Annotated in this window: 21 protein-coding genes; 17 read left to right on the top strand and 4 right to left on the bottom strand. The window is 60.6% G+C overall.

The features are described 5' to 3' along the window. Positions 1-183 precede the first annotated feature (183 nt). From AS136_RS03665 to AS136_RS03635, 7 genes are all read left to right on the top strand, one after another. On the top strand, positions 184-1,704 hold the full coding sequence (locus tag AS136_RS03665) for an FGGY family carbohydrate kinase (protein ID WP_023322208.1): 1,521 nt from the start codon (positions 184-186) through the stop codon (positions 1,702-1,704). Positions 1,705-1,863: 159 nt separating this feature from the next. Continuing rightward, positions 1,864-2,799, top strand: a complete 936-nt coding sequence (locus AS136_RS03660; protein ID WP_004176926.1) for a D-ribose ABC transporter substrate-binding protein — start codon at positions 1,864-1,866, stop codon at positions 2,797-2,799. Between the two features lie 43 nt (positions 2,800-2,842). Further along, positions 2,843-3,463, top strand: coding sequence for a DUF2291 family protein (locus AS136_RS03655; RefSeq protein ID WP_004176927.1), 621 nt, complete (start codon positions 2,843-2,845; stop codon positions 3,461-3,463). Between the two features lies 1 nt (position 3,464). Further along, entirely contained in the window at positions 3,465-5,009 is a 1,545-nt protein-coding gene (locus tag AS136_RS03650) for a sugar ABC transporter ATP-binding protein (RefSeq protein ID WP_002893593.1), read from the top strand. Between the two features lie 17 nt (positions 5,010-5,026). Continuing rightward, complete coding sequence (locus tag AS136_RS03645) at positions 5,027-6,094, top strand: ABC transporter permease (RefSeq protein ID WP_002893591.1); 1,068 nt, start codon at positions 5,027-5,029, stop codon at positions 6,092-6,094. Positions 6,095-6,154: 60 nt separating this feature from the next. Next, on the top strand, positions 6,155-6,952 hold the full coding sequence (locus AS136_RS03640) for an SDR family oxidoreductase (RefSeq protein WP_004191416.1): 798 nt from the start codon (positions 6,155-6,157) through the stop codon (positions 6,950-6,952). Between the two features lie 202 nt (positions 6,953-7,154). After that, positions 7,155-7,940: an SDR family oxidoreductase gene (locus AS136_RS03635; RefSeq protein ID WP_023322207.1), complete on the top strand. Its 786-nt coding sequence runs from the start codon at positions 7,155-7,157 to the stop codon at positions 7,938-7,940. Positions 7,941-7,992: 52 nt separating this feature from the next. Here the strand turns inward: AS136_RS03635 and AS136_RS03630 are convergent, their stop codons facing one another. Next, a complete protein-coding gene (locus tag AS136_RS03630) occupies positions 7,993-8,598 on the bottom strand; it encodes a glutathione S-transferase (protein ID WP_023287352.1) in 606 nt (201 codons plus the stop codon). Between the two features lie 253 nt (positions 8,599-8,851). On the opposite strand from AS136_RS03630, the gene AS136_RS03625 reads away from it, so the two are divergent. Further along, positions 8,852-9,745 carry a LysR substrate-binding domain-containing protein gene (locus AS136_RS03625; RefSeq protein ID WP_023322206.1) on the top strand — a complete coding sequence of 298 codons (894 nt, stop codon included), beginning with the start codon at positions 8,852-8,854 and terminating at the stop codon, positions 9,743-9,745. Here the strand turns inward: AS136_RS03625 and AS136_RS29305 are convergent. Beyond that, complete coding sequence (locus AS136_RS29305; RefSeq protein ID WP_008805566.1) at positions 9,742-10,998, bottom strand: mechanosensitive ion channel family protein; 1,257 nt, start codon at positions 10,996-10,998, stop codon at positions 9,742-9,744. The genes AS136_RS03625 and AS136_RS29305 overlap by 4 nt on opposite strands. 224 nt (positions 10,999-11,222) lie before the next feature. Between AS136_RS29305 and ivy the strand changes: the two genes are divergently transcribed. Further along, positions 11,223-11,669 (top strand): Ivy family C-type lysozyme inhibitor, encoded by a 447-nt coding sequence (ivy, locus tag AS136_RS03615; RefSeq protein WP_023322205.1) that lies wholly within the window; start codon positions 11,223-11,225, stop codon positions 11,667-11,669. 46 nt (positions 11,670-11,715) lie between these two features. Here ivy and betT read toward each other — a convergent pair whose 3' ends face one another. After that, positions 11,716-13,749, bottom strand: coding sequence for a choline BCCT transporter BetT (betT, locus tag AS136_RS03610; protein WP_023322204.1), 2,034 nt, complete (start codon positions 13,747-13,749; stop codon positions 11,716-11,718). A gap of 128 nt (positions 13,750-13,877) precedes the next feature. On the opposite strand from betT, the gene betI reads away from it, so the two are divergent. Genes betI through betA form a run of 3 tightly spaced genes read left to right on the top strand, consistent with a single transcriptional unit; the run spans position 13,878 to position 17,629 of the window. Further along, positions 13,878-14,465: a transcriptional regulator BetI gene (gene betI / locus AS136_RS03605; protein ID WP_004151671.1), complete on the top strand. Its 588-nt coding sequence runs from the start codon at positions 13,878-13,880 to the stop codon at positions 14,463-14,465. Between the two features lie 13 nt (positions 14,466-14,478). Beyond that, positions 14,479-15,951 carry a betaine-aldehyde dehydrogenase gene (gene betB / locus AS136_RS03600; RefSeq protein WP_023322203.1) on the top strand — a complete coding sequence of 491 codons (1,473 nt, stop codon included), beginning with the start codon at positions 14,479-14,481 and terminating at the stop codon, positions 15,949-15,951. A 13-nt stretch (positions 15,952-15,964) separates the two neighbouring features. Next, positions 15,965-17,629 carry a choline dehydrogenase gene (gene betA, locus AS136_RS03595; RefSeq protein ID WP_023322202.1) on the top strand — a complete coding sequence of 555 codons (1,665 nt, stop codon included), beginning with the start codon at positions 15,965-15,967 and terminating at the stop codon, positions 17,627-17,629. Between the two features lie 134 nt (positions 17,630-17,763). On the opposite strand, the gene AS136_RS03590 is transcribed toward betA, so the two are convergent. Beyond that, positions 17,764-18,459: a GNAT family N-acetyltransferase gene (locus tag AS136_RS03590; RefSeq protein ID WP_008805561.1), complete on the bottom strand. Its 696-nt coding sequence runs from the start codon at positions 18,457-18,459 to the stop codon at positions 17,764-17,766. 205 nt (positions 18,460-18,664) lie between these two features. Between AS136_RS03590 and AS136_RS03585 the strand changes: the two genes are divergently transcribed. The 5 genes from AS136_RS03585 to AS136_RS03565 all read left to right on the top strand — a co-directional run bounded on the left by AS136_RS03585 (position 18,665) and on the right by AS136_RS03565 (position 23,729). Then, the gene (locus AS136_RS03585) at positions 18,665-20,233 is read left to right on the top strand and encodes an ABC transporter substrate-binding protein (protein WP_023322201.1); all 1,569 of its coding nucleotides are present in this window, start codon (positions 18,665-18,667) and stop codon (positions 20,231-20,233) included. Positions 20,234-20,353: 120 nt separating this feature from the next. Continuing rightward, positions 20,354-21,376: an ABC transporter permease gene (locus AS136_RS03580; protein ID WP_008805559.1), complete on the top strand. Its 1,023-nt coding sequence runs from the start codon at positions 20,354-20,356 to the stop codon at positions 21,374-21,376. Further along, positions 21,376-22,209, top strand: a complete 834-nt coding sequence (locus tag AS136_RS03575; protein WP_012542509.1) for an ABC transporter permease — start codon at positions 21,376-21,378, stop codon at positions 22,207-22,209. Before AS136_RS03580 ends, AS136_RS03575 begins: the two co-directional genes overlap by 1 nt. Next, a complete protein-coding gene (locus AS136_RS03570) occupies positions 22,202-23,038 on the top strand; it encodes an ABC transporter ATP-binding protein (protein WP_004147499.1) in 837 nt (278 codons plus the stop codon). Before AS136_RS03575 ends, AS136_RS03570 begins: the two co-directional genes overlap by 8 nt. Continuing rightward, the gene (locus AS136_RS03565; protein ID WP_022064788.1) at positions 23,025-23,729 is read left to right on the top strand and encodes an ABC transporter ATP-binding protein; all 705 of its coding nucleotides are present in this window, start codon (positions 23,025-23,027) and stop codon (positions 23,727-23,729) included. Before AS136_RS03570 ends, AS136_RS03565 begins: the two co-directional genes overlap by 14 nt. Positions 23,730-24,095 lie beyond the last annotated feature (366 nt).

Genomic DNA, 24,095 nt, shown 5'->3' with positions numbered 1-24,095 from the left:
CGGTAGCCCGTCACCGGGTTTGTGGCTTAAGGTATCAAATAAATAATCACTATCGAATATATATTCAGTGATTAAAAAGATGATAACGAAATGTCACAAAATGGCCTGCACAGACGCAGGAGACGGTGGGAGATATTCCTCGTCTTCGCGGTTCCAGGACACCGAGTGACCGAGGAGAGCACGATGCAGGCGACAGCAAAAGAGTTCATCATTGCCCTGGATGAAGGCACCACCAACGCCAAAGCGGTGGTGCTGGACAGCCGGGGCAAAGTTATCGTCAAATTCTCGCAGCCGCTGGCGATCCAAACGCCGCGCGACGGCTGGGTGGAGCAATCGGGCGAAGCGCTGGTTACCGCCTCGCTGGCGGTGATCGCCAGCGCGGTGGCTCACGTTGGCGCGGAAAACGTCGCCGCGCTGGCCATCAGCAACCAGCGGGAAACCGCCATCGGCTGGTATCGCGACAGCGGTGAACCGATTAACGCGGCGATCACCTGGCAATGCACCCGCAGCGCCGCGTTCTGCGACACACTGCGTCACGATCGCCAGGAACAGCACATTAAGCGTGCCACCGGCCTGCCAATCGCCCCGCTGTTCTCGGCCTCCAAAATGCGCTGGCTGCTGGATGCGACTGTCGATGGCCACCTGCGTGCCGAACGCGGTGAGATTTGCCTCGGCACCATCGACAGCTGGCTGCTGTGGAATCTGACCGCTGGAGAAGCCTTCTGCTGCGACTACTCCAATGCCGCCCGCACCCAGCTGCTGAACCTGCACCGCGGCGAGTGGGACGACGAGATGCTGACGCTGTTCGGCATTCCGCGCGCGGCGTTGCCGGACATTAAACCGTCGAGCGGCCTCTTCGGCCATACCAAAGGACTGGCCGCCATTCCGGACGGTATTCCGATCATGGCGATGATCGGCGACTCCCACGCGGCACTGTTCGGCCACGCGCTCGGCGAGGCAGGCTGCGTCAAAGCCACCTACGGCACCGGCTCTTCGGTCATGGCCCCGGTCAAATCGGCGAAGTGCGATATCGACGCGCTGGCGACCACTGTCGCCTGGCACGATGGCGACCAGCTGGTGTGGGGCCTGGAAGGGAATATTCCTCACACCGGCGATGCCGTCGCCTGGATGGCGGACAGCACCGGCCTGAGCGAACTCTCTGCCGCCGAGCTGGCCCATGAGCTGAATACCCTCCCCGCCTCCGTCGACTCAACCCTCGGGGTCTACTTCGTGCCGGCGCTGACCGGTCTTGGCGCCCCCTGGTGGGACGACAGCGCCCGCGGCGTGATTTGCGGCCTGAGTCGCGGGGTGAAACGCGCGCATCTGATCCGTGCGGCGCTGGAGTCCATCACCTATCAGATAGCCGACGTGGTGGTGGCGATGCGTCAGCATGAGGAGTTCACCCTGACGGCGTTGATGGTGGACGGCGGGCCGACCAACAATGACTGGCTGATGCAATACCAGGCCGATCTGCTCGGCTGCCCGGTGATGCGCAGCGACGTGCCGGAGCTGTCCGCCATCGGCGCGGCGTTGCTGGCGCGCAAAGCGCTCCATCCGGGGTCGACCGCCGATCTGCAGGCCTTCTTAACCGAACACAGCACCTTTCAGCCCGACATGGCCCGCCACCAGCGTTTACAAACGCGCTGGCAGGAGTGGCGCCATGCGGTCGACCGAACATTATGGAAACCGGACTCGCCAGCCTGACCGCCAGACTGCGCGACGACACGCATTCACTTATCACAGGAGAAACCCGGCCCATAACGATATCGCTATCCCCGAATACATCAGGGGAAATTTCAGACCGTAAAAGCCTGCCCGCTCAGGGGCTCATTTGTTCGAATATAAAAATACAGGAACAGAGTCATGAAATTACGTATAACCCTTTTAACCGCTGCTACCCTGACCGCCTTCTCCTTTGCCGCGCACGCCGCGGAGAAAGGCACCATTATGATCATGGTCAACTCGCTGGATAACCCGTATTACGCCTCGGAAGCCAAAGGCGCCAGCGAAAAAGCCCAGGCGCTCGGCTATAAAACTACCGTGCTGTCCCATGGCGAAGATGTCAAAAAGCAGAATGAGCTTATCGACACCGCGATTGGTAAAAAAGTGCAGGGCATTATTCTCGATAACGCTGATTCCACCGCCAGCGTCGCCGCCATTGAAAAAGCCAAAAAAGCCGGCATTCCGGTGGTCTTAATTAACCGCGAAATTCCGGTTGATGATGTGGCGCTGGAACAAATTACCCACAATAACTTCCAGGCCGGCTCTGAGGTCGCCAACGTCTTCGTGGAAAAAATGGCGGAGAAAGGCAAATACGCCGAGCTGACCTGCAACCTCGCCGATAATAACTGCGTCACCCGTTCTAAATCTTTCCATCAGGTCATTGACCAGTATCCGGATATGGTCAGCGTGGCGAAACAGGATGCCAAAGGCACCCTGATCGACGGCAAACGCATCATGGACAGCATCCTGCAGGCTCACCCCGACGTGAAAGGCGTCATCTGTGGCAACGGGCCGGTAGCCCTCGGCGCGATTGCGGCGCTGAAAGCAGCCAACCGTAGCGATGTGATCGTCGTCGGCATCGACGGCAGCAACGATGAGCGCGACGCCGTGAAAGCCGGCACCCTGCAGGCAACCGTGATGCTGCAGGCGCAGGCCATCGCCGCTCAGGGCGTCACCGATCTGGATAACTACCTGCAAAAAGGCGAGAAGCCGGCGAAGCAGCGCGTGATGTTCCGCGGCATTCTGATTACCCAGGATAACGCCGATAAAGTCCAGGATTTCAACATTAAGTCCTGAGTTCGGGTGGTTGCGCCCCTGCGGGGGCGCAGAGGAGAGCATTATGTTTAAGAAAACCTGTCTGACGCTGGCCGTACTGGCGCTAGGGGGCTGTCGCATCGTCTCGCAGCAGGAGCTGGCAGACCTGAAATCCCCGCCCAACCCGCATATGGCGAATATGGATAAAACCTGGCAGCAGAGCATCGTACCGCAGGTGGTGACGAAAGCGCGTCCGGCGGCGGAACTGATGAGCGCGCTCAAGGCGGCAAAAGACATTGATAGCGCCTGTAAAACCCTCGGCTACCGTGCGCAGGATGAAAACCCCTGCATCTTCTACGTCAAGGTTTCAGGCACCGTCAGCAAACTCGATACCGCCTCGCGCAGCGGCAAAATGACCCTGTCCGACGCCAGCGTCGGCAAGGTGACGGTGCAGATTGGCCCTACCCTGCGCGGCACCCAGCTGCGCGACGGCTACAGCGGCGCCAGCTATCAGGACTTTAATGACCAGGTGCTGTTCGGCGAGTACAGCAAGAATATCAACAGTCAGGCGGTCAAAATGATTCAGACAGCCAACGTCAAAACCGGCGATAGCGTGGAGGTGTACGGCGTCTTCTCGGCCTGGGATATTCCGCAAACTCTCCCGGAAATTACCCCGGCGAAAATCATTCATGCGGGGGGACAATAATATGGCGCCGCACGATCTCGTCGCTCCCCAGCCCGTTGAGTCCGAAGTGATTATCGAAACCCGCGGCCTGTCGCGCGTCTATCCCGGCGTGACCGCCCTGGATAATGTCAATTACCGGGTCTATCGAAATAAGGTCAACGTGCTGATCGGAGAAAATGGTGCGGGTAAATCCACCATGATGAAAATGCTTGCCGGTGTGGAAACGCCCTCTTCCGGGCAAATTATTCTCGATGGCGAAGCGGTTTCATTACAGTCGACGCATCAGGCAGAAAAACTGGGCATCAGTATTATTTTTCAGGAACTGAATTTATTCCCCAATATGAATGTGATGGACAACATCTTCATGGCGAATGAATTCTTTCAGAAAGGACGCATTAACGAAAAATACCAGTACGCGCTGGCCAAATCGCTGCTGGAACGGCTGGAGCTGGATGTCGATCCTTATGCTCCGCTGGGTGAACTCGGTATCGGCCACCAGCAGTTAGTCGAGATTGCCCGCGCCCTGTCGAAAGACACCCGGGTGCTGATCATGGACGAACCCACCTCGGCGCTGAGCCAGTCTGAGGTCAAAGTGCTGTTCAAGGTGATCGCGCAGCTTAAACGCCGCGGCGTGACCATCATCTATATCTCGCATCGCCTCGAAGAGCTGATGGAGATTGGCGACAACATCACCATTTTCCGCGACGGTCGTTTTATCAGCGAGCGTCACGTCAGCGACGCCAGCGTTCCGTGGATCATCGAGCAGATGGTCGGTGATAAGAAAAAACACTTTGATTATCAACCGGCGCCGAAAGGCGACGCAGTGCTTGACGTCAAAGGGCTGACCGCGCTGCATCCGAGCGGCGGCTACAAACTTAATGACGTCACCTTCACCCTCAGCAAAGGCGAAGTGATCGGTATTTACGGCCTGCTGGGCGCCGGGCGCACCGAGCTGTTTAAAGGTCTGGTCGGCTTGATGCCCTGCCAGCGCGGCGAGGTGCATCTTAACGGCGAAAGCATCGGCAAATCTCGCTTTCAACAGCGCCTGAAAAAGGGGCTGGCGCTGGTGCCGGAGGACCGTCAGGGCGAAGGCGTGGTGCAGATGATGTCGATTCAGGCCAACATGACGCTCTCTGATTTCAGCCTGCAGGGGTTCCGCCGCGCCTGGCGCTGGTTGAATCCGCAGAAAGAAGAGTCCTGCGTGAAAGAGATGATCCAGCAGCTGGCGATCAAGGTCAGCGACGCCACATTGCCCATCACCTCGCTGAGCGGCGGCAATCAACAAAAAGTGGTGCTGGGTAAAGCGCTGATGACCCAGCCGCAGGTGGTGTTCCTCGACGAACCGACGCGCGGCATCGACGTCGGCGCGAAAACCGACGTCTATCACCTGATCGGCAAAATGGCCCAGCAGGGGCTGGCGGTGATGTTCTCATCTTCGGAGCTGGATGAGGTGATGGCCCTTGCCGACCGCATCCTGGTGATGGCCGATGGCCGCATTACCGCCGATCTACCGCGTCACGCGGTGACCCGCGAACAGTTAATCGCGGCTTCAACACCTCAAGATTAATCAGGCTGGAATCCATCATGAACCAGAAATATATGATTTATATGTACCTGCTGAAGGCCCGCACCTTTATCGCCCTCCTGCTGGTGATCGCGTTCTTCAGCGTGATGGTACCCAACTTCCTGACCGCCTCTAACCTGCTGATCATGACCCAGCACGTGGCGATCACCGGCCTGCTGGCCATCGGCATGACGCTGGTCATTCTCACCGGCGGCATTGATTTGTCCGTCGGCGCGGTGGCGGGGATCTGCGGCATGGTGGCGGGTGCGCTGCTGACCAACGGCCTGCCGCTGTGGAACGGCGATATCCTCTTCTTTAATGTCCCGGAGGTGATCCTCTGCGTGGCGATCTTCGGCGTGCTGGTCGGTCTGGTCAACGGCGCGGTGATCACCCGCTTCGGCGTGGCGCCGTTTATCTGCACCTTAGGCATGATGTACGTCGCCCGCGGCTCCGCGCTGCTGTTTAACGACGGGAGCACCTACCCGAATCTCAATGGCATGGAAGCGCTGGGCAACACCGGTTTCGCCACCCTCGGCTCCGGCACCCTGCTCGGCGTCTATCTGCCGATCTGGCTGATGATCGGCTTCCTCGTGCTGGGCTACTGGCTGACCACCAAAACGCCGCTTGGCCGCTACATCTACGCCATCGGCGGCAATGAGTCTGCCGCCCGCCTCGCCGGCGTGCCGATCGTGAAAGCGAAAATATTCGTCTATGCCTTCTCCGGCCTGTGCGCGGCGTTTGTCGGCCTGATCGTCGCATCGCAGCTGCAAACCGCGCACCCGATGACCGGCAACATGTTTGAGATGGACGCCATCGGCGCCACCGTGCTCGGCGGCACTGCGCTGGCCGGCGGCCGCGGCCGGGTAACCGGGTCAATTATCGGCGCCTTCGTCATCGTCTTCCTTGCCGACGGCATGGTGATGATGGGCGTTAGCGACTTCTGGCAGATGGTGATTAAAGGCGTGGTGATCGTCACCGCTGTGGTCGTCGACCAGTTCCAGCAGAAGCTGCAGAGCAAGGTCATCCTGATGCGCCGCCACGAGGAGAAACTGGCCGCCATCCCCCCCAACGGCGCCACCTCCAGCTAACCGGCAACGATTCACATCTTCCGCCGGGCCTGGTGCCCGGCTCAGCGAAAGGGAAAAAATATGCAACGAGATTTCCAGAACAAAACGGTGGTGATCACCGGCGCCTGCCGCGGCATCGGCGCAGGTATTGCGGAGCGCTTTGCCCGCGACGGCGCGAATCTGGTGATGGTCTCCAACGCCGAGCGCGTTCACGAGACCGCCGAAACCCTGCGTCAGCGCTATCAGGCGGATATTTTATCGCTGCAGGTCGATGTCACCGACGAAGCGCAGGTGCAGTCGCTGTATGAGCAGGCCGCCGCGCGCTTCGGCACAATTGACGTCTCCATTCAGAACGCCGGGGTGATCACCATCGATTACTACGACCGGATGCCAAAAGCCGATTTCGAAAAAGTGCTGGCGGTCAACACCACCGGCGTGTGGCTGTGCTGCCGCGAGGCGGCCAAATATATGGTGAAACAGAATCACGGCAGCCTGATCAATACCTCTTCCGGCCAGGGGCGACAGGGCTTTATCTACACGCCGCATTATGCCGCCAGCAAAATGGGCGTGATCGGCATTACCCAAAGCCTGGCTCACGAGCTGGCGCCGTGGAATATCACCGTCAACGCCTTCTGCCCGGGCATTATTGAAAGCGAAATGTGGGATTACAACGATCGCGTGTGGGGCGAAATTCTCAGCACCGAGCAGAAGCGCTACGGCAAGGGCGAACTGATGGCCGAGTGGGTCGAGGGCATTCCGATGAAACGCGCCGGTAAACCGGAAGACGTGGCCGGGCTGGTGGCCTTCCTCGCCTCCGACGACGCGCGCTATCTCACCGGGCAGACCATCAATATCGATGGCGGTTTGATTATGTCGTAATCCCCCGCGGGTTAGCGGGCCCCATCGCCCGAATAAGGCGTCCCGCATTGGCGCCACCACGCCGGGACGGCCCCCCGGTGGCGCTTCGCTTACCGGGGCTACGTAACACCGCCGAAAGGTTGCCCGGATAAGGCGCTTCGCGCCGCCATTCGGGAAACAGGGGCTCCCGACGTTCGACACTATATTGAAGAGAGTAAACATTATGATCGGTAAAGATTTTGCACAGCAGCTGTTTAACCTGCAGGGGCGCGTCGCCTTCGTCACCGGCGCCGGCAGCGGTATCGGCCAGACCATCGCCTGCAGTCTCGCCAGCGCGGGTGCGCGGGTAGTCTGTTTTGATCTTCGCGACGACGGCGGGCTGGCGGAAACGGTCAGCCATATTGAATCCATCGACGGTCAGGCTTGTTCTTATACCGGCGATGTCCGCCAGATTGCCGACCTGCGCGCCGCCGTCGCGCTGGCCAAAAACCGCTTTGGCCGCCTCGACATCGCCGTCAACGCCGCCGGGATCGCCAACGCCAATCCGGCGCTGGAGATGGAGAGCGAGCAATGGCAGCGGGTGATCGATATCAATCTCACCGGCGTATGGAACTCCTGCAAAGCGGAAGCGGAACTGATGCTGGAGTCCGGCGGCGGGTCGATTATCAATATCGCCTCGATGTCGGGGATTATCGTTAACCGCGGCCTCGACCAGGCACATTACAACTGCTCTAAAGCCGGCGTGATCCATCTGTCGAAAAGCCTGGCGATGGAGTGGGTGGGCAAAGGGATCCGCGTCAATTCCATCAGCCCGGGATATACCGCCACGCCGATGAATACCCGTCCGGAGATGGTGCACCAGACCCGCGAGTTTGAAAGCCAGACGCCGATGCAGCGAATGGCGAAGGTGGAAGAGATGGCCGGCCCGGCGCTGTTCCTCGCCAGCGACGCCGCCTCGTTCTGCACCGGCGTAGACCTGGTGGTCGACGGCGGGTTTGTCTGCTGGTGATCCTCTCCTGCTTCAGGGCGCCACGCTGCGGCGCTCCTCTCCATCCCTACCGTTAAACCAGCGGATACTGTTGAAATACCGGCAGCGCCTCCCCCTTCTCCGCCAGCGCGCGGATATGAGGAAACGCCGCTGCCGACACCACCGCCGGGATCATCAACTGGATAAAGGACCAGACCACCGTGCTGGTGACCAGCACCTGATCCGGCTGCGCGGCGGCGGCGCGGTCTGCCAGCCGGGCGTCCCATTCCCGACAGGCGGCGAGCAGTTGGCCGGTCACCCGGGCTATCCACGGCTGATGCTGCTTCTCTTCCGGCCGCAGACGGTGCTCATAAACATGCTGGACCGCTTTTTCACTGGCGGCGAGGATCACCCCCAGCAGGTGCAGATCGCGGGCCAGCGCCTCGGGATGCGCGGGAAGCAGCCGGCGCCCGGTGGGATTGGTCGTTTCGAAATAGTGGAGGATCAGGGTGGAGTCCATCAGCTGCGTCCCGTTATCGAGCACCACCGTCGGCGCCTTGACCACCGGATTAATACGGGAAAATTCGTCAAAGCCGCTAAAGACCGAGAGCGGCAGGCTCTCGAATTCCACGCCATAGAGCGCCAGAGAAACCGCCACGCGTCTTACATAAGGTGAATCCATCATACCAATGAGTTTCATCGTCACTCCTGCCTGCGATAAAGGGGTTGCGGCTTTACCTTACTGGAAAACCGAGGCCGCGAATATCACGGGATACTTACCGCAATGGTTAGTCAAACTAACAGATTGGCGATTCGCGGTAGCCCTCCAGTTCCCCTTGTGCTATACCGACTGAGGCAGCATTTGGCTCCTTTTCAGCCTGTTTGCAGCGGCTTTAAAAGCCGCTAACCCGGTAGTAACGTTAACGTATCGACTCACTGACAGAGAAACCACCATGGCAGATTTTCCCCCTGTCGCCAGCCTGCGCAGCTTTGAGGCGGTGGCGCGCCTCGGCAGCGTGACGCAGGCCGCCCACGAGTTGAGCGTGACCCATTCGGCGGTCAGCCAGCACATCAAACAGCTGGAAGCGCTGGTCGGCGTCACGCTCTTTATCCGCCACGGCCGCGGGGTGCGCATCACAGAAGAAGGCCGGCTCTATGCCCTGCAAATCCGCGAGGCGTTACAGCACATCGCCGACGCCACGCGCATGGTGCAGATCAAACCCCGCACCCTGGAAGTGACCCTGGCGACGCTCCCCTCCTTTGGCTGCCACTGGCTGCTGCCGCGGCTGGCGCGCTTTCAGGCGCGGCATCCGCAGATCGCGGTGCGCCTGCTGACCAGCCTGGCGGTGGTTAACCTGCAACAGGAGGGTATCGATCTGGCCATTCGCATGGGGCAAGGCGACTGGGAGGGGATGGAAAGCCGGCATCTGTTTGCCGATGAACAACTGGTGGTGGCCGCGCCGCACTATCGCAGCGGCGACCTGCCGACCACCCCGCAGGCGATCGCCGCCAGCGATATTATTTTTTCCATGGAGTCCTGGCATGCCTGGTGCAGCCAGGCGGGACTGGAAAAGCCGATCGTCCCCGCGGGCCTGCGTCTGAACGACTCCAATCTGGTGCTGGAGGCGGTCCGCCTGGGGGCCGGCGTAGCGCTGGAGCGGCGCTCGCTGGTGGCGGGGGCGATAGCCCGCGGCGAGCTGGTGCAGCTCACCGCCGTCACCGTCCCCTACCCCTGGCACTACTGGCTAACCGTCTCCCCGCAGGCGGAGAACCGGCCGGAAGTCGCCCGGTTCATCGCCTGGCTGGGGGAGGAGATCGCCCTCTGGCGCCAGCAAATCAGCGCTTAGCCTTCGGCCGAAGGCGGCAGGCCCGTCCGGGCGGCGTGCTCCTGGGAGAGACGCCAGAAATCGTGCCCGGCGGGATACTGATAAAGTCGCAGGGAAAACTGTCCGGCCACCGCGGTAATGTACTCAAATATCGCCGACTGGGTGTTTTCGTAGTCTTTCCACAGCGTCGAGGAGGTGAAGCAGTAAATCTCCAGCGGGATGCCCGACGGCGACGGTTTCAGCGTTCTCGCCACAATGTACATCTCCTTAATAATATCCGGTCGCTCGGCGAGATAGTGCATCAGATAGTGGCGAAACAGGGTCAGGTTGGTCAGCCCGTTATCGACAAACCAGCGGTCGGCCACGCCGCCGGGATCCCGGCCATCAAGTAGCGTGCCCAAAGGCTCACTCACCCCGCGGATGGTCAGCATCGAGGAGAGCATCTCCTGGTCGAGAAAACGCACCGAGTGCTGATCGATGGCGATACTGCGCATGATCCGCCGCGCCCCGGAGGAGAACATCGCCTGCCAGTTGGTATAGGTCTCGGTGAGGAAATTCTTCGTCGGGATGCGGGAGATCGTATTGTCCCAGTTGCGGATGGTAATGGTGTGCAGCGCGATGTCCGTCACTTCACCGCTGAGGTTCTTGTCAGGCATTTCAATCCAGTCCCCCAGCTGGAGAACGTCGTTAGACGACAACTGAACGTTCGCCACCAGCGACAGCAGGGTATGCTGGAACACGATCATCAGCACCGCCGCCACGGCCCCCAGACTGGAGATAATAATGATCGGCGATTTGTTCGACATCACGGCGAGGATCATAATCGCCGCCAGGATGTGAACTAAGATTTTGCCTATCTGGATATAGCCCTTAATGGAATGATTTTTACGTTTGGTCTTTCGCAGATAAGAGCTGTTGACAATATCCAGCATCTCGTTGAAAAACACCGACATAAAAATAAAAAACAAGATCCCGCAGATGGTATTAATCGCCGTCACCAGCGATGCCGGCATCGCCGGCATAAACTGCAGGACGTAATAGACGATAATAACCGGAATGAAATTGGACAGTTTTTCGGCGATGCGTCGATCCTTCTCCAGCGGCACATCCTGTTTGTGGCTACTAAAGAAGACCTTACGCACCACTTTAATCAGCAAGAACTTGCATAAAAGATGGGCAAATATGCCGGAGACCAGCAGCAGAATAAGATTAAACCCCACCGCCAGCGCCGGATTACTCTCAATAAACGTCAGTAGATGATTCACATACGCCATGCTATATCGCCTGAATAACTATGCCATTTCGCTGACTGCTTTATCACAAGGGCATATATTTGGAAAATAAATCAATCCGCATCATGGCATATCGCTTAGCGTAACGTCCATGCGCGCACCGCTTCTAATCATTCACAGAAAATATGTCAGAGTTTGCATTAATCATTCCCTACGCTCACTATAAAGAGGCTTGTTATGAGGACGGAATAAGTCCAGGAGGAAACATGTTTAAAGCGCTTACCGCTATCATCACCTTAGCCGCCTCCGCCAGCGTCATGGCGCAAGGCGATGTCACGTTGAACAGTCTGGCCCACGATGCCGCCACCCGGGCGTCGTTTAACCAGATGGTCAAAGGCCATCAGCTGCCCGCCTGGGTAACCACCGGCGGCACCGGTTCACCGGCGCAGACGGTGAAACTGGGTAGCGAATCCTGGCAGGTGTTAAGCGCCTGCAAACCCCACGACTGCGGCCATGAACGTATCGCGGTGATCTGGTCGGAGAAAAGCAAACAGATGTCCGGCGTTTACTCGGTGGTCGATGAAAAAACCGACCAGGAGAAGCTGACCTGGCTTAACGTCAGCGATGCCCTGTCCATCGATGGCAAAACCGTGCTGTTTGCCGCCCTCAGCGGTAGCCTCGACAACCATCCGGACGCCTTTAACTACCCGTAACCGCCCGTCGCCCCCGTCAGCCTTTTCCCGACGGGGGTTCCCCTGATTAGCCATCCGGGAACATCACGCTGTTCCCCGGCGCTTCCCGATGCAGATGGATAAAGTTCAGGTGCCGCTCGTACTGGTCGAGAATATCGGTGATCACCTGCTCTTTGCTGTAGTCCATCAGGTCGTTACCCTGACTGCCCTCCAGCAGGAAGGTCTCCAGCCGGTAATAAGTGGATTTCCCGCTGCGCGCCCGATAGGTAAAGCCCGGAACCGAGTACTGCTGCGGCCAGATCTTGTAGATGAAGTTCTGCTCGTCGCCCATGTGCACCAGCAGATCGAGGTGGCCAAGGTTCTCGCCCTCTTCCGGCGGCAGGCTCTTCAGTTCCACCGCGGCGCCGCGCAGCCGCAGCTCCTGGGCTACCTCTTCCATCGCCGGGTAGCACACCGTCTCCATCATCTGTTTGGTATAGCGCGTGCCCGGGTAATTCATCAGCCGCGACAGGCGCTTCTTCCAGCTCAGACGATCCTGGAGGCCCATCGGGCGCGGGGCGGTGTCGCGACTGGCGCTGACCCGGCGGTAATCTTCCACTTTCAGGGATTTATACAGTCCGGCCATCACAAAGAAAATCACAAAGCTGAACGGCAGACCCATGATCACCGTGGTGTTCTGCAGCGCCGAGATGCCGTTGGTCATCAGCATCCCGAGGGTCAACAGACCGATGGCCACCGACCAGAAGATGCGCAGCCAGTTCGGGGCGTCGCTGTTGATGTCCTTCAGCTTCGAGGTGAAGTTCCCCAGCACCAGCGCGCCGGAGTCGGCGGAGGTGACGTAGAACAGCAGACCGGTAATGGTCGCCACCGACGCGCTAAAGGTAAACGCCGGGTACTGCGCCAGCAGGCTGTAGAATCCGCGTTCCGGGTGGAGCATCGCCTCCTCGGCAAAGGCCGCGTCGCCGTGAATAATCTCATACAGCGCGCTGTTGCCGAACACCGATAGCCACAGCAGGGTAAAGGTGAACGGAATAATCAGGGTGCCCATCACAAACTGGCGGATGGTGCGTCCGCGCGAAATGCGCGCCAGGAACAGGCCCACAAACGGCGACCAGGCCACCCACCACGCCCAGAAAAAGAGCGTCCAGTTATTCATCCACTCCACAGGGCGGTCGAAGGCGAAGCTGTTCAGCGTCATCCCCATAAAGCGATTGACGTAGTCGCCGACGTTCAGCACTAACGCATTGAGCAGGAAGGAGGTATCGCCCATGAACAGCACGAACAGGATCAGCCCCAGCGCGAGGGCGACGTTCAGCTCGGAGAGCACGCGGATGCCCTTGTCCACCCCGGAGGTGACGGAGATGGTGGCGATGATCACCGACAGCGCAATCAGCGCCGCTTTCGCCGCCAGCGAGTCCGGAATATCGAACAGCACGCTCAGACCGTAGTTGAGCTGCACGACGCCGATACCGAGGGTGGTGGCGATGCCGAAGATGGTGCCGATCACCGCCGCAATATCGACGCTGTGGCCGATGGGCCCATTGATCCGTTTGCCAAAAATTGGGTACAGCGCCGAGCGGATGGTGAGCGGCAAATTATAACGATAGCTAAAGTATCCCAGCGCCATGCCCATCAGGGCATACATTGACCAACCGGTTAAGCCATAGTGAAACAGCGTCCAGACCATCGCCTGGCGCGCCGCCTCGATGGTCTGCCCCGCCCCTTCCGGCGGCTGCATATATTGCGTCACCGGCTCGGCGACCGAGAAGAACATCAGGTCGATACCGATCCCGGCGGCAAACAGCATCGCCGCCCAGCTCAGCAAGCTGAACTCGGGCTTGGACTGCTCCGGGCCGAGCTTCACCGAGCCGAAGCGCGAGCAGGCAATGCAGACGACAAAGACGATATACAGCGTCGCCGCCAGCAGATAGTACCAGCCGAAGGTTTTCGACACCCAGTTGAGGGTGCGCCCAATCCACTCGGCAGAAAAATTGCGAAAAAAGATCGTCATCAGGGAAAACAACAAAATCAGTCCGGCCGAGGTATAAAAAACCACCGGATTGATTTTGTCCTTTTCTCTGTTTTGCGAAAGATCTGTCATCCAGTATCCCCACTGTTTTTGTAACTATTAAAATTCAATAACGTAACAATTAAGACACATTTTATATTGAACGTCCAATCAAAAACCGCTTTAATAGTTAACCAACGCTGATGAATGGAGTGGCAAAAATGCCCAAACTGGGGATGCAGCCAATCCGGCGCAGGCAACTGATCGACGCCACGCTGGACGCAATAAATGAAGTCGGAATGCATGATGCGACCATCGCGCAGATCGCCCGACGGGCGGGCGTATCGACGGGGATCATCAGTCACTATTTCAAAGATAAAAATGGTCTGCTGGAGGCGACCATGCGCGACATCACCAGCCAGCTGCGCGACGCGGTGCTCAACCGTCTGCACGCCCTGCCGGACGGCAGCGCCAGCCAGCGCCTGCAGGCGATTGTCGGCGGCAACTTTGATGAGACGCAGATCAGCAGCGCGGCGATGAAGGCCTGGCTGGCCTTCTGGGCCAGCAGCATGCACCAGCCGATGCTTTATAGGTTACAGCAGGTCAGCAGCCGTCGGCTGCTGTCGAACCTGGTGTACGAATTCCGCCGCGAGCTGCCGCGCGAGCAGGCGCAGGAGGCCGGCTACGGGCTGGCGGCGCTGATAGACGGCCTGTGGCTGCGGGCGGCGCTCAGCGGCAAACCGCTGGATAAGACGCTGGCGCAGTCGCTGACCAGCCACTTTATTCGTCAGCATTTACCGAACCCATAACCGAGGAGGCGTTATGTCCCGAATGGCAGAACAGCAGCTTTATATTAATGGTGGTTATACATCGGCCACCAGCGGTCGCACCTTCGAGACCATCAACCCTGCCACTGGCGAGGTGCTGGCGACCGTTCAGGCTGCCGGACGCGAGGATGTCGACCGCGCCGTTGAAAGCGCGCAGCGTGGGCAAAAAATCTGGGCGGCGATGACCGCCATGGAACGCTCGCGCATCCTGCGTCGCGCCGTCGACCTTCTGCGCCAGCGCAACGATGAGCTGGCGCGGCTGGAGACGCTGGATACCGGGAAACCCCTCAGCGAAACCGCCGCCGTCGATATCGTCACCGGCGCCGACGTGCTGGAGTATTACGCTGGCTTGATCCCGGCGCTGGAAGGTAGCCAGATCCCGCTGCGCGACAGTTCCTTCGTCTATACCCGTCGCGAACCGCTGGGGGTGGTAGCCGGGATCGGCGCGTGGAACTACCCGATCCAGATCGCCCTGTGGAAATCGGCGCCAGCGCTGGCCGCCGGCAATGCGATGATTTTCAAACCGAGCGAGGTCACCCCGCTCACCGCCCTCAAGCTGGCGGAAATTTACAGCCAAGCGGGCCTGCCGGACGGGGTGTTTAACGTCCTGCCAGGGATCGGCGCGGAGACCGGCCAGTACCTGACTGAACATCCGGGTATCGCCAAAATCTCCTTCACCGGCGGCGTCGCCAGCGGCAAAAAAGTGATGGCCAACTCCGCGGCATCGTCGCTGAAAGAGGTCACCATGGAGCTGGGCGGTAAATCGCCGCTGATTATCGCAGACGATGCCGACCTCGACCTCGCCGCCGATATCGCCATGATGGCCAACTTCTACAGCTCCGGTCAGGTGTGCACCAACGGCACCCGGGTGTTTGTCCCGGCGAAACAGAAGGCGGAATTCGAGCACAAGATCCTCGAACGCGTGGGCCGCATCCGCCCCGGCGATCTGTTTGCCGATGACACCAACTTCGGCCCGCTGGTCAGCTTCCCCCATCGCGACAACGTTCTGCGCTATATCGAGAGCGGCAAACGCGAAGGCGCGCGCCTGCTGTGCGGCGGCGAGGCGCTGAAAGGCGACGGTTTCGATAACGGCGCGTGGGTCGCCCCGACGGTGTTTACCGACTGTAACGACGAGATGACCATCGTGCGCGAAGAGATCTTCGGCCCGGTGATGTCGATCCTCAGCTATACCGACGAAGCAGAGGTCATTCGCCGCGCCAACGCCACCGAATACGGCCTCGCCGCCGGCGTGGTGACGCCCAACCTCAACCGTGCCCACCGTCTTATCCACCAGCTGGAAGCCGGCATCTGCTGGATCAACAGCTGGGGTGAATCCCCGGCGGAGATGCCGGTTGGCGGCTATAAGCACTCCGGCATTGGCCGCGAGAATGGCGTCATGACGCTGCAGAGTTACACCCAGGTGAAGTCCATCCAGGTTGAGATGGGTAAATTCCAGTCCATATTTTAACCGGGAGGTTTTTTTGCAATTTGACTACATCATTATTGGCGCCGGCTCCGCCGGCAACGTTCTGGCAACACGACTGACTGAAGATCCAAACACCACCGTCCTGCTGCTGGAAGCCGGCGGCCCGGACTACCGGTTCGACTTCCGCACCCAGATGCCCGCCGCGCTGGCTTACCCGCTGCAGGGCAAACGCTACAACTGGGCCTACGAAACCGAACCTGAGCCGTACATGAACCATCGCCGCATGGAGTGCGGACGCGGCAAAGGACTGGGCGGCTCGTCGCTGATCAACGGCATGTGCTACATCCGCGGCAACGCGATGGATCTGGACAACTGGGCCAAAGAGCCGGGTCTGGAGCACTGGAGCTATCTCAACTGCCTGCCCTACTACCGGAAAGCGGAAACCCGCGATATCGGGCCTAACGACTATCACGGCGGCGATGGCCCGGTGAGCGTGACGACGCCGAAGCCGGGTAATAATCCCCTCTTCGAGGCGATGGTCACCGCCGGGGTGCAGGCGGGTTATCCGCGTACCGACGATCTCAACGGCTACCAGCAGGAAGGCTTTGGCCCGATGGACCGCACCGTGACGCCGCAGGGCCGTCGCGCCAGCACCGCCCGCGGCTATCTCGACCAGGCGCGCGGTCGCCCGAACCTGACCATCCGCACCCATGCGCTGACCGATCACATTATTTTTGCCGGCAAGCGCGCGGTGGGCGTCGAGTGGCTGGAGGGAGAAAGCACGATCCCGTCAAAAGCGACGGCCAACAAAGAGGTGCTGCTGTGCGCCGGGGCGATTGCCTCGCCGCAGATCCTGCAGCGCTCCGGCGTGGGTAACCCGGAGCTGCTCAGGCAGTTCGATATCCCGGTGGTGCACGATCTCCCCGGCGTGGGTGAGAACCTGCAGGACCATCTGGAGATGTATCTGCAATATGAATGCAAAGAGCCGGTGTCGCTCTACCCGGCGCTACAGTGGTGGAACCAGCCGAAGATCGGCGCCGAGTGGCTGTTCGGCGGCACCGGCATCGGCGCCAGCAACCAGTTCGAAGCGGGCGGTTTTATCCGCAGCCGCGCAGAGTTCGCCTGGCCGAACATTCAGTACCACTTCCTGCCGGTGGCGATTAACTACAATGGCTCCAACGCGGTGAAAGAGCACGGCTTCCAGTGCCACGTCGGTTCAATGCGTTCGCCCAGCCGCGGCCACGTGCGCCTGAAGTCGCGCGACCCGCACGCCCATCCGGCGATCCTGTTTAACTATATGTCCCATGAGCAGGACTGGCAGGAGTTCCGCGACGCCATCCGCATTACCCGCGAAATCATGAACCAGCCGGCGCTGGATAAGTATCGCGGCCGCGAAATCAGTCCGGGAACAGAATGCCAGAGCGATGCCGAGCTGGATGAGTTTGTGCGCAACCACGCCGAGACCGCGTTCCACCCGTGCGGGACCTGTAAGATGGGTTACGACGAGATGGCGGTGGTCGATGGCGAGGGCCGCGTCCACGGTCTGGAAGGCGTGCGGGTGGTCGATGCCTCGATTATGCCGCAGATCATCACCGGCAACCTCAACGCCACCACCATTATGATCGGCGAGAAGATGGCTGACGCCATTCGCGGCCGCCAGCCGCTGCCGCGCAGCACCGCGGCGTATTATGTCGCTGGCGACGCGCCGGTTCGCCGCTAATCGTCTATGCCGCACTTGTCCTTTCCCGTGCGGAAAGGACACTCCTCACCTTTCCAGCATCCCTTAGTAACGTAGCCCCGGTAAGCGCAGCGCGACCGGGGTGCCGTTCCGGGGTTTGACCACATAGGTTGATGTTAGCGAAATGCCTCAAGGCGTTTGATCTGCTGCCCGTCGGCAGTAAAGTTCTCCGCCGCCAGCCACGCCCGCAGCGCCGCATCGCGCGCAGGCCACTCGCCGTCGATGATGGACAGCATATCGCTGTCGCGCGTCCGCCCTTTACGCACCAGCCTCTGCCGCAGACGTCCTTCCCAGCTAAAGCCCAGCCGCTCGGCGGCCCGGCGCGAGGCGACATTCATCGAATCGCATTTCCACTCCAGCCGACGATAGCCGTGGTCAAAGCCGTTCTTCAGCAACAACCAGACCGCTTCGGTACCCAGCGGGGTGTTTTTCATCCGTCGCGACCAGGTGACATGGCCGATCTCAACCGTGCCCATTTCCCGCTCGATCGCCATATAGCTGACGATGCCCACCGCCTGCTCGCTACGCAGGTCAACCACCGCATACGGCACCAGAGCATCATCATTCACCTTGCCCGCGATCCAGTGGGCGGTCGCCGCCACGCTCTCCGGCCGCGTAGACGCCAGCCACGTCCAGTCGCTGTTGTCGCCGAGCGCATAGGCGGCAAACAGATCCGCCGCATGACGGTCAACGTCCAGCGGCTCCAGTCGACAAAAACGGCCATTTAACGCCGTCCGCCGCAGGACTTGCGCCCCCTGCCAGCCAGGAACAAGGTCGTTCACCTGCTGGCCAAACTCATTGATTTCCGGCACACCCACCTCCTTGCAATAGACGATTTGTTATAGCAAGAAGCCAGAAGCGGAGAAAGACGCTTCTGCGCGGTCGGCAATAACCTGTCGTTCTTGAATATGCATTTTTAGCATAAGGATATCCTTATTTTGACTTTACGCCTTTTGGCAAGCGGCCTAACGTAGCGAGGCATAAAAAATTAAAACAACCATTTTTCAGGGATTGCACATGACCAAAAAACTGTTGCCTTTACTGGTATTGACGGCGCTCACCGCCGCCGCGCATGCCGCTACGCCGCCCAACACGCTGGTGGTCGCCCAGGGTCTCGACGATATCGTCAGCCTCGACCCGGCGGAAGCGAATGAACTCTCCAGCATTCAGACGGTCCCCAGCCTCTATCAGCGTCTGGTGCAGCCAGACCGCAACAACCCTGAAAAAATCGTACCGATCCTCGCCGAAAGCTGGCAGGCCGATCCGGCGGCGAAAACCCTGACCATCAAACTGAAGCCGGATGCCACATTCGCCTCCGGTAATCCGCTGCGCCCGGAAGATGTGATTTTCTCTTACACCCGTGCGGTGACGCTGAATAAATCGCCGGCGTTTATTCTCAACGTGCTCGGCTGGCAGCCGGACAACATCGCCAGCCAGCTGAAAAAGATTGATGACCATACCCTGACGCTGCACTGGACCGCCGACGTCAGCCCGGCGGTGGCGCTGAATATTCTCTCCACCCCTATCGCCTCCATCGTTGATGAAAAACAGGTGGCGCCGAACGCGAAAAATAATGACTTCGGCAACGACTGGCTGAAGATGCACTCGGCGGGCAGCGGGGCCTATAAAATGCGCGTCTACCAGCCGCATCAGGCCATCGTGCTGGAAGCCAACGCCAGCTCCCCCACCGGCGCGCCGAAGATCAAGAGCATCATTATTAAAAACGTCCCCGACCCAGCTTCCCGCCGCCTGCTGATCCAGCAGGGGGATGCCGACGTGGCGCGCGATCTCGGCGCTGACCAGATTGCCGCCCTGCAGGATAAACCCGGCGTGAAGGTGCTGAGCATCCCGTCCGCCGAGCAGAACTATCTGGTGTTTAATACCGCCAACAGCGCCAACCCGCTGCTGAATAATCCGGCCTTCTGGGAGGCGGCGCGCTGGCTGGTCGATTATGAGGGCATCACCAAAAACCTGCTGAAAGGCCAGTACTTTATTCACCAAAGCTTCCTGCCGGCCGGCCTGCCGGGGGCGCTGGAGACCAATCCGTTCACCTTCGACCCGCAAAAAGCTAAGGCTATCCTCGATAAAGCGGGCATTAAGGATGCCCACTTCACCCTCGACGTGGAGAACAAACCGCCGTTTATCACCATCGCCCAGTCGCTGCAGGCCAGCTTTGCTCAGGGCGGGGTGAAAGTGGATCTGCTGCCGGCCGCCGGCAGTCAGGTTTATGCCCGGGTACGCGCGAAGCAGCATCAGGCGGCGATCCGCCTGTGGATCCCGGACTACTTTGATGCGCATTCCAACGCCAGCGCCTTTGCCTGGAACGATGGTAAGTCCAGCACCGTGGCCGGGCTCAACGGCTGGCAGAGCCCTGAGCTGAATAAAGCCACCCTCGCCGCGGTGGCGGAGCCGGACCCGGCGAAACGCCTCGATCTGTACAAAACGATGCAGGAATCCCTGCTGCAGCATTCGCCATACGTCTTTATTGACCAGGGGAAAACCCAGATCGTGGTGCGCGATAACGTGAACGGCTATCAGCAGGGGCTGAACGCCGATATGGTCTGGTACGATAACGTCACCAAGTAAGCGGGTTTTGGTCACCGGGTCCGGCGGCCTCGCCTGCCCGGATGACCGTTTCGCCACCCGGGCCCGGCGGGCGTCGCGCCGCCGGGAATCATGTTGATATACCAGGAATTTCCATTTTCCATGCCATCGTTTTCCACTCACCTTACCCGCCTGCTGCAGGGGCTGTTGACGCTGCTGCTCACGCTGTTCGGGCTGTTGCTGGTCACCTTCTCGCTCTCCGCGCTGTCGCCCGTCGACCGCGTACTGCAGATCGTCGGCGACCATGCCAGCCAGTCGACCTATGACCAGGTTCGCCATCAGCTGGGTCTCGACCAGCCGCTGCCGGTGCAGTTCTGGCACTACCTGGTCAACCTGGCCCATGGCGATCTCGGTATCGCCAGCGCCACCGGCCAGCCGGTGCTCCACGATCTGCTGGCGGTCTTCCCGGCGACCCTTGAGCTGGCGACCCTGGCGCTGATCGTCGGCGCGGTACTGGGCATCGTCGCCGGGGTGCTGTGCGCGCGTTACGCCGGTTCGCCGTGGGATCTTGCGGTGCGCACCTTTACCCTGTTGGGCAACTCGGTGCCCATTTTCTGGCTCGGCCTGCTGATGCTGGCCCTGTTTTACGCCCGGCTGCAGTGGGCGCCGGGCCCGGGTCGACTCGACGATATTTATCAGTATACCGTCGAGCCGCGCAGCGGTTTTGCGCTGATCGACACCTGGCTCTCCGGCGATACCGCCGCATTTAAAAATGCCATCGGCCATCTGGCGCTGCCGGTGCTGGTGCTGGCCTATTACTCGCTGGCGAGCATCACCCGCCTGACCCGCTCCGCCTGCCTGAGCGAGATGAACAAAGAGTACATTCTGCTGGCGCGGGCCAAAGGGGCCGGAGAGATGACGATTTTGCTGCGCCACGTCCTGCCCAATATCCGCGGCACTCTGCTGACGGTGACCGCTCTCGCCTGGACCTCCATGCTCGAAGGGGCGGTGCTCACCGAAACCGTCTTCTCGTGGCCGGGGATCGGCCGCTATCTCACCACCGCGCTGTTCGCCGGAGATACCACGGCGATCATGGGCGGCACGCTGCTGATTGGCGTGAGTTTTGTGCTGATCAATAACCTGACCGACCTGCTGGTGCGGTTAACCGATCCGAGGGTGCGCTGATGCCGACTTATTTGTTTTTACGCCGTCTGCGCCGCTCCCCCGCCGCCTTCAGCGGCCTGACCCTGGTGATCCTGCTGGTACTGACCGCGCTGTTCGCCCCGTGGCTGGCGCCGCACGATCCCAACTGGCAGGATGCCGCCGCTCGTCTGCAGGGGCCCGGGACGGGACACTGGCTCGGCACCGACAGCTACGGCCGCGACCTGCTGTCGCGCCTGCTCTACGGCGCCCGCCCGGCGCTGGGTCTGGTGGCGCTGGTGACCGCCATTACCCTGCCCGTCGGGCTGCTGGTAGGTATCCTCTCCGGTTACTATGGCGGGTGGCTGGAGCGGATACTGATGCGGTTTACCGACGTGGTGATGTCGATGCCGCGCCTGATCCTCGCCTTCGCGTTCGTGGCGATGCTCGGCCCGGGGCTGGTCAACGGCGCGCTGGCGTTAGCCCTGACCACCTGGCCGGCCTACGCCCGTCAGGCGCGCAGCGAAATTCAGCGCCTGCGCCATAGCGATTACCTCGCCGCGGCGGAGATGCTGGGCATTCGCGGCTGGCGGCTGCTGATCGGCCATATTCTGCCGCTGTGTCTGCCGTCGGCGATTGTCCGGCTGGCGCTCGATCTGGCGGGCATTATCCTCGCCGCCGCCGGGCTCGGCTTTCTCGGCCTGGGCGCCCGCCCGCCGATGGCGGAGTGGGGAGCGATGATTGCCGACGGGATGCAGGTGATTTTCGACCAGTGGTGGATCGCTGCCATCCCCGGCGCGGCGATCCTGCTCGCCAGCCTGGCGTTTAACCTGCTGGGCGATGGCCTGCGCGATATTCTGGAGCCGCAACATGACTGACATCCGACTGACCGTGCAGGGACTCGCCGTCGACTACCCCACCGCCCGGGTGGTGGACAACGTCAGCTTCACCCTCGGCAACGAACGGCTGGCGCTGGTGGGCGAATCCGGCTCCGGCAAATCGATGACCGCCCGGGCGCTGATGGGCCTGGTGCGCAAGCCCGGGGTGGTGAGCGCCGAACGGCTGGAAGTGCTGGGGCGCGATGTGCTAACCCTCAGCGCCCGCGGCTGGCGCGCGCTGCGCGGCAACGATATCGCTATGGTGCTGCAGGATCCGCGCTATGCGCTGAATCCGGTGCAGTCCATTCAGACGCAGCTGGAAGAGGCGTTAACCCTGCATCAGCGTCTCAGCCGCCGCGCGCGCGCCGAGGCGGTAAAAGACGCCATCGCCGCCGTCGGTCTGGATCTGCCGGTCCTCAGCCGCTATCCCGGCGAGCTCTCCGGCGGGATGGGGCAGCGGGTGATGATCGCCCTCGCGCTGCTTAATAACCCGAAAGTGCTGATTGCCGACGAGCCGACCTCAGCCCTCGACGCCCGTCTGCGTAACCAGATCCTCGAGCTGCTGGTGGAGCAGTGCGCGCAGCGGCAGATGGCCATGCTACTGATCAGCCACGATCTGCCGCTGGTGGCCGCGCATTGCGATCGCGTGCTGGTGATGTACCAGGGGAGACAGGTCGATGAGATGCCGGCGCGGGCGCTACCGAGCGCGACGCACCCTTATACCCGCACCCTGTGGACCTGCCGGCCAAATGCGCACACCTACGGCCAGATGCTGCCGACCCTCGACAGAACCCAGGACTTTACGGAGACGGCCCATGGCGATCGTTAATCTTCAGGATTTGCAGGTAACATTCGGCGCGAAGACGGCGGTCTCTGCCGCCAGTTTCTGTGTCGACGCCGGGGAAACCTTCAGTCTGATCGGCGCCTCGGGCTGCGGTAAATCGACGATTTTGCGCGTGCTCGCCGGATTACAGCGCGAATGGCGCGGCAGCGTGGAACTGCTGGGCCAGGGCATCGCGCCGGGCGCCCGCTTTCAGGGCGAGCTGCGGCGCAACGTGCAGATGGTGTTTCAGGATCCGTACGCCTCGCTGCATCCCAACCATACTCTGTGGCGCACCCTGGCGGAGCCGCTGCAGATCCACGGCATCCGCGACGTTGCCCCGCGGGTGACCACCGCCCTTGAGCAGGTGGGTCTGGCCGCCGACGCCGTGCGCCGCTATCCACACCAGCTCTCCGGCGGGCAACGGCAGCGCGTGGCCATTGCCCGCGCCCTGCTGCTGCGCCCGCAGATCCTGCTGCTGGATGAGCCGACCTCGGCGCTGGATATGTCAGTGCAGGCGGAAATTCTCAATCTGCTTAACCGCCTGAAACAGGAGCACGGCATGACCTATCTGCTGGTGAGCCACGATGCCGACGTCATCGCCCATATGTCCGATCGGGCGGCGTTTATGGCGGAAGGTGTGATCCAGCGCTTTTTCGATCGCGAAGCGCTGGTCAACGGAGAACACCGGATGAGGTGAGGCCAGCGGATGCCCGCTGTTTTGTCGGGTGGCGCTTCGCTTACCCGACCTGGGGTCCGTGCGACCTGTCGTTAATTTACCCACTTGCGGCGACTGAAACTGCCGGTTTCCCCCCTCTCCCTGTGTATGAAGAGCCGGAGTGAGGCTCGGTTTTCCCCCTCTCCCTGTGGGAGAGGGCCGGGGTGAGGGCAACAGAGCGCACCCTGTCCCCGCTGCCCGGCGCCATAGCCCAATCAGCCGTTGTTTTGTCGGGTGGCGCTTCGCTTACCCGACCTGGGATTGATTCGTGCGGCCTGCCGTTAATTTATTCACCATTGTTGCTGAAACTGCCGATGCTGGCGGCCTCAACATCGCTGAGACGTTCCC

Origin of the sequence: Klebsiella sp. D5A (genome assembly GCF_001620885.1) — a bacterium.
Lineage (GTDB): Bacteria > Pseudomonadota > Gammaproteobacteria > Enterobacterales > Enterobacteriaceae > Klebsiella > Klebsiella variicola.
The sequence above is the reverse complement of the archived record's forward strand: the minus strand, read 5'-3'. Positions and strand labels throughout refer to the sequence as shown.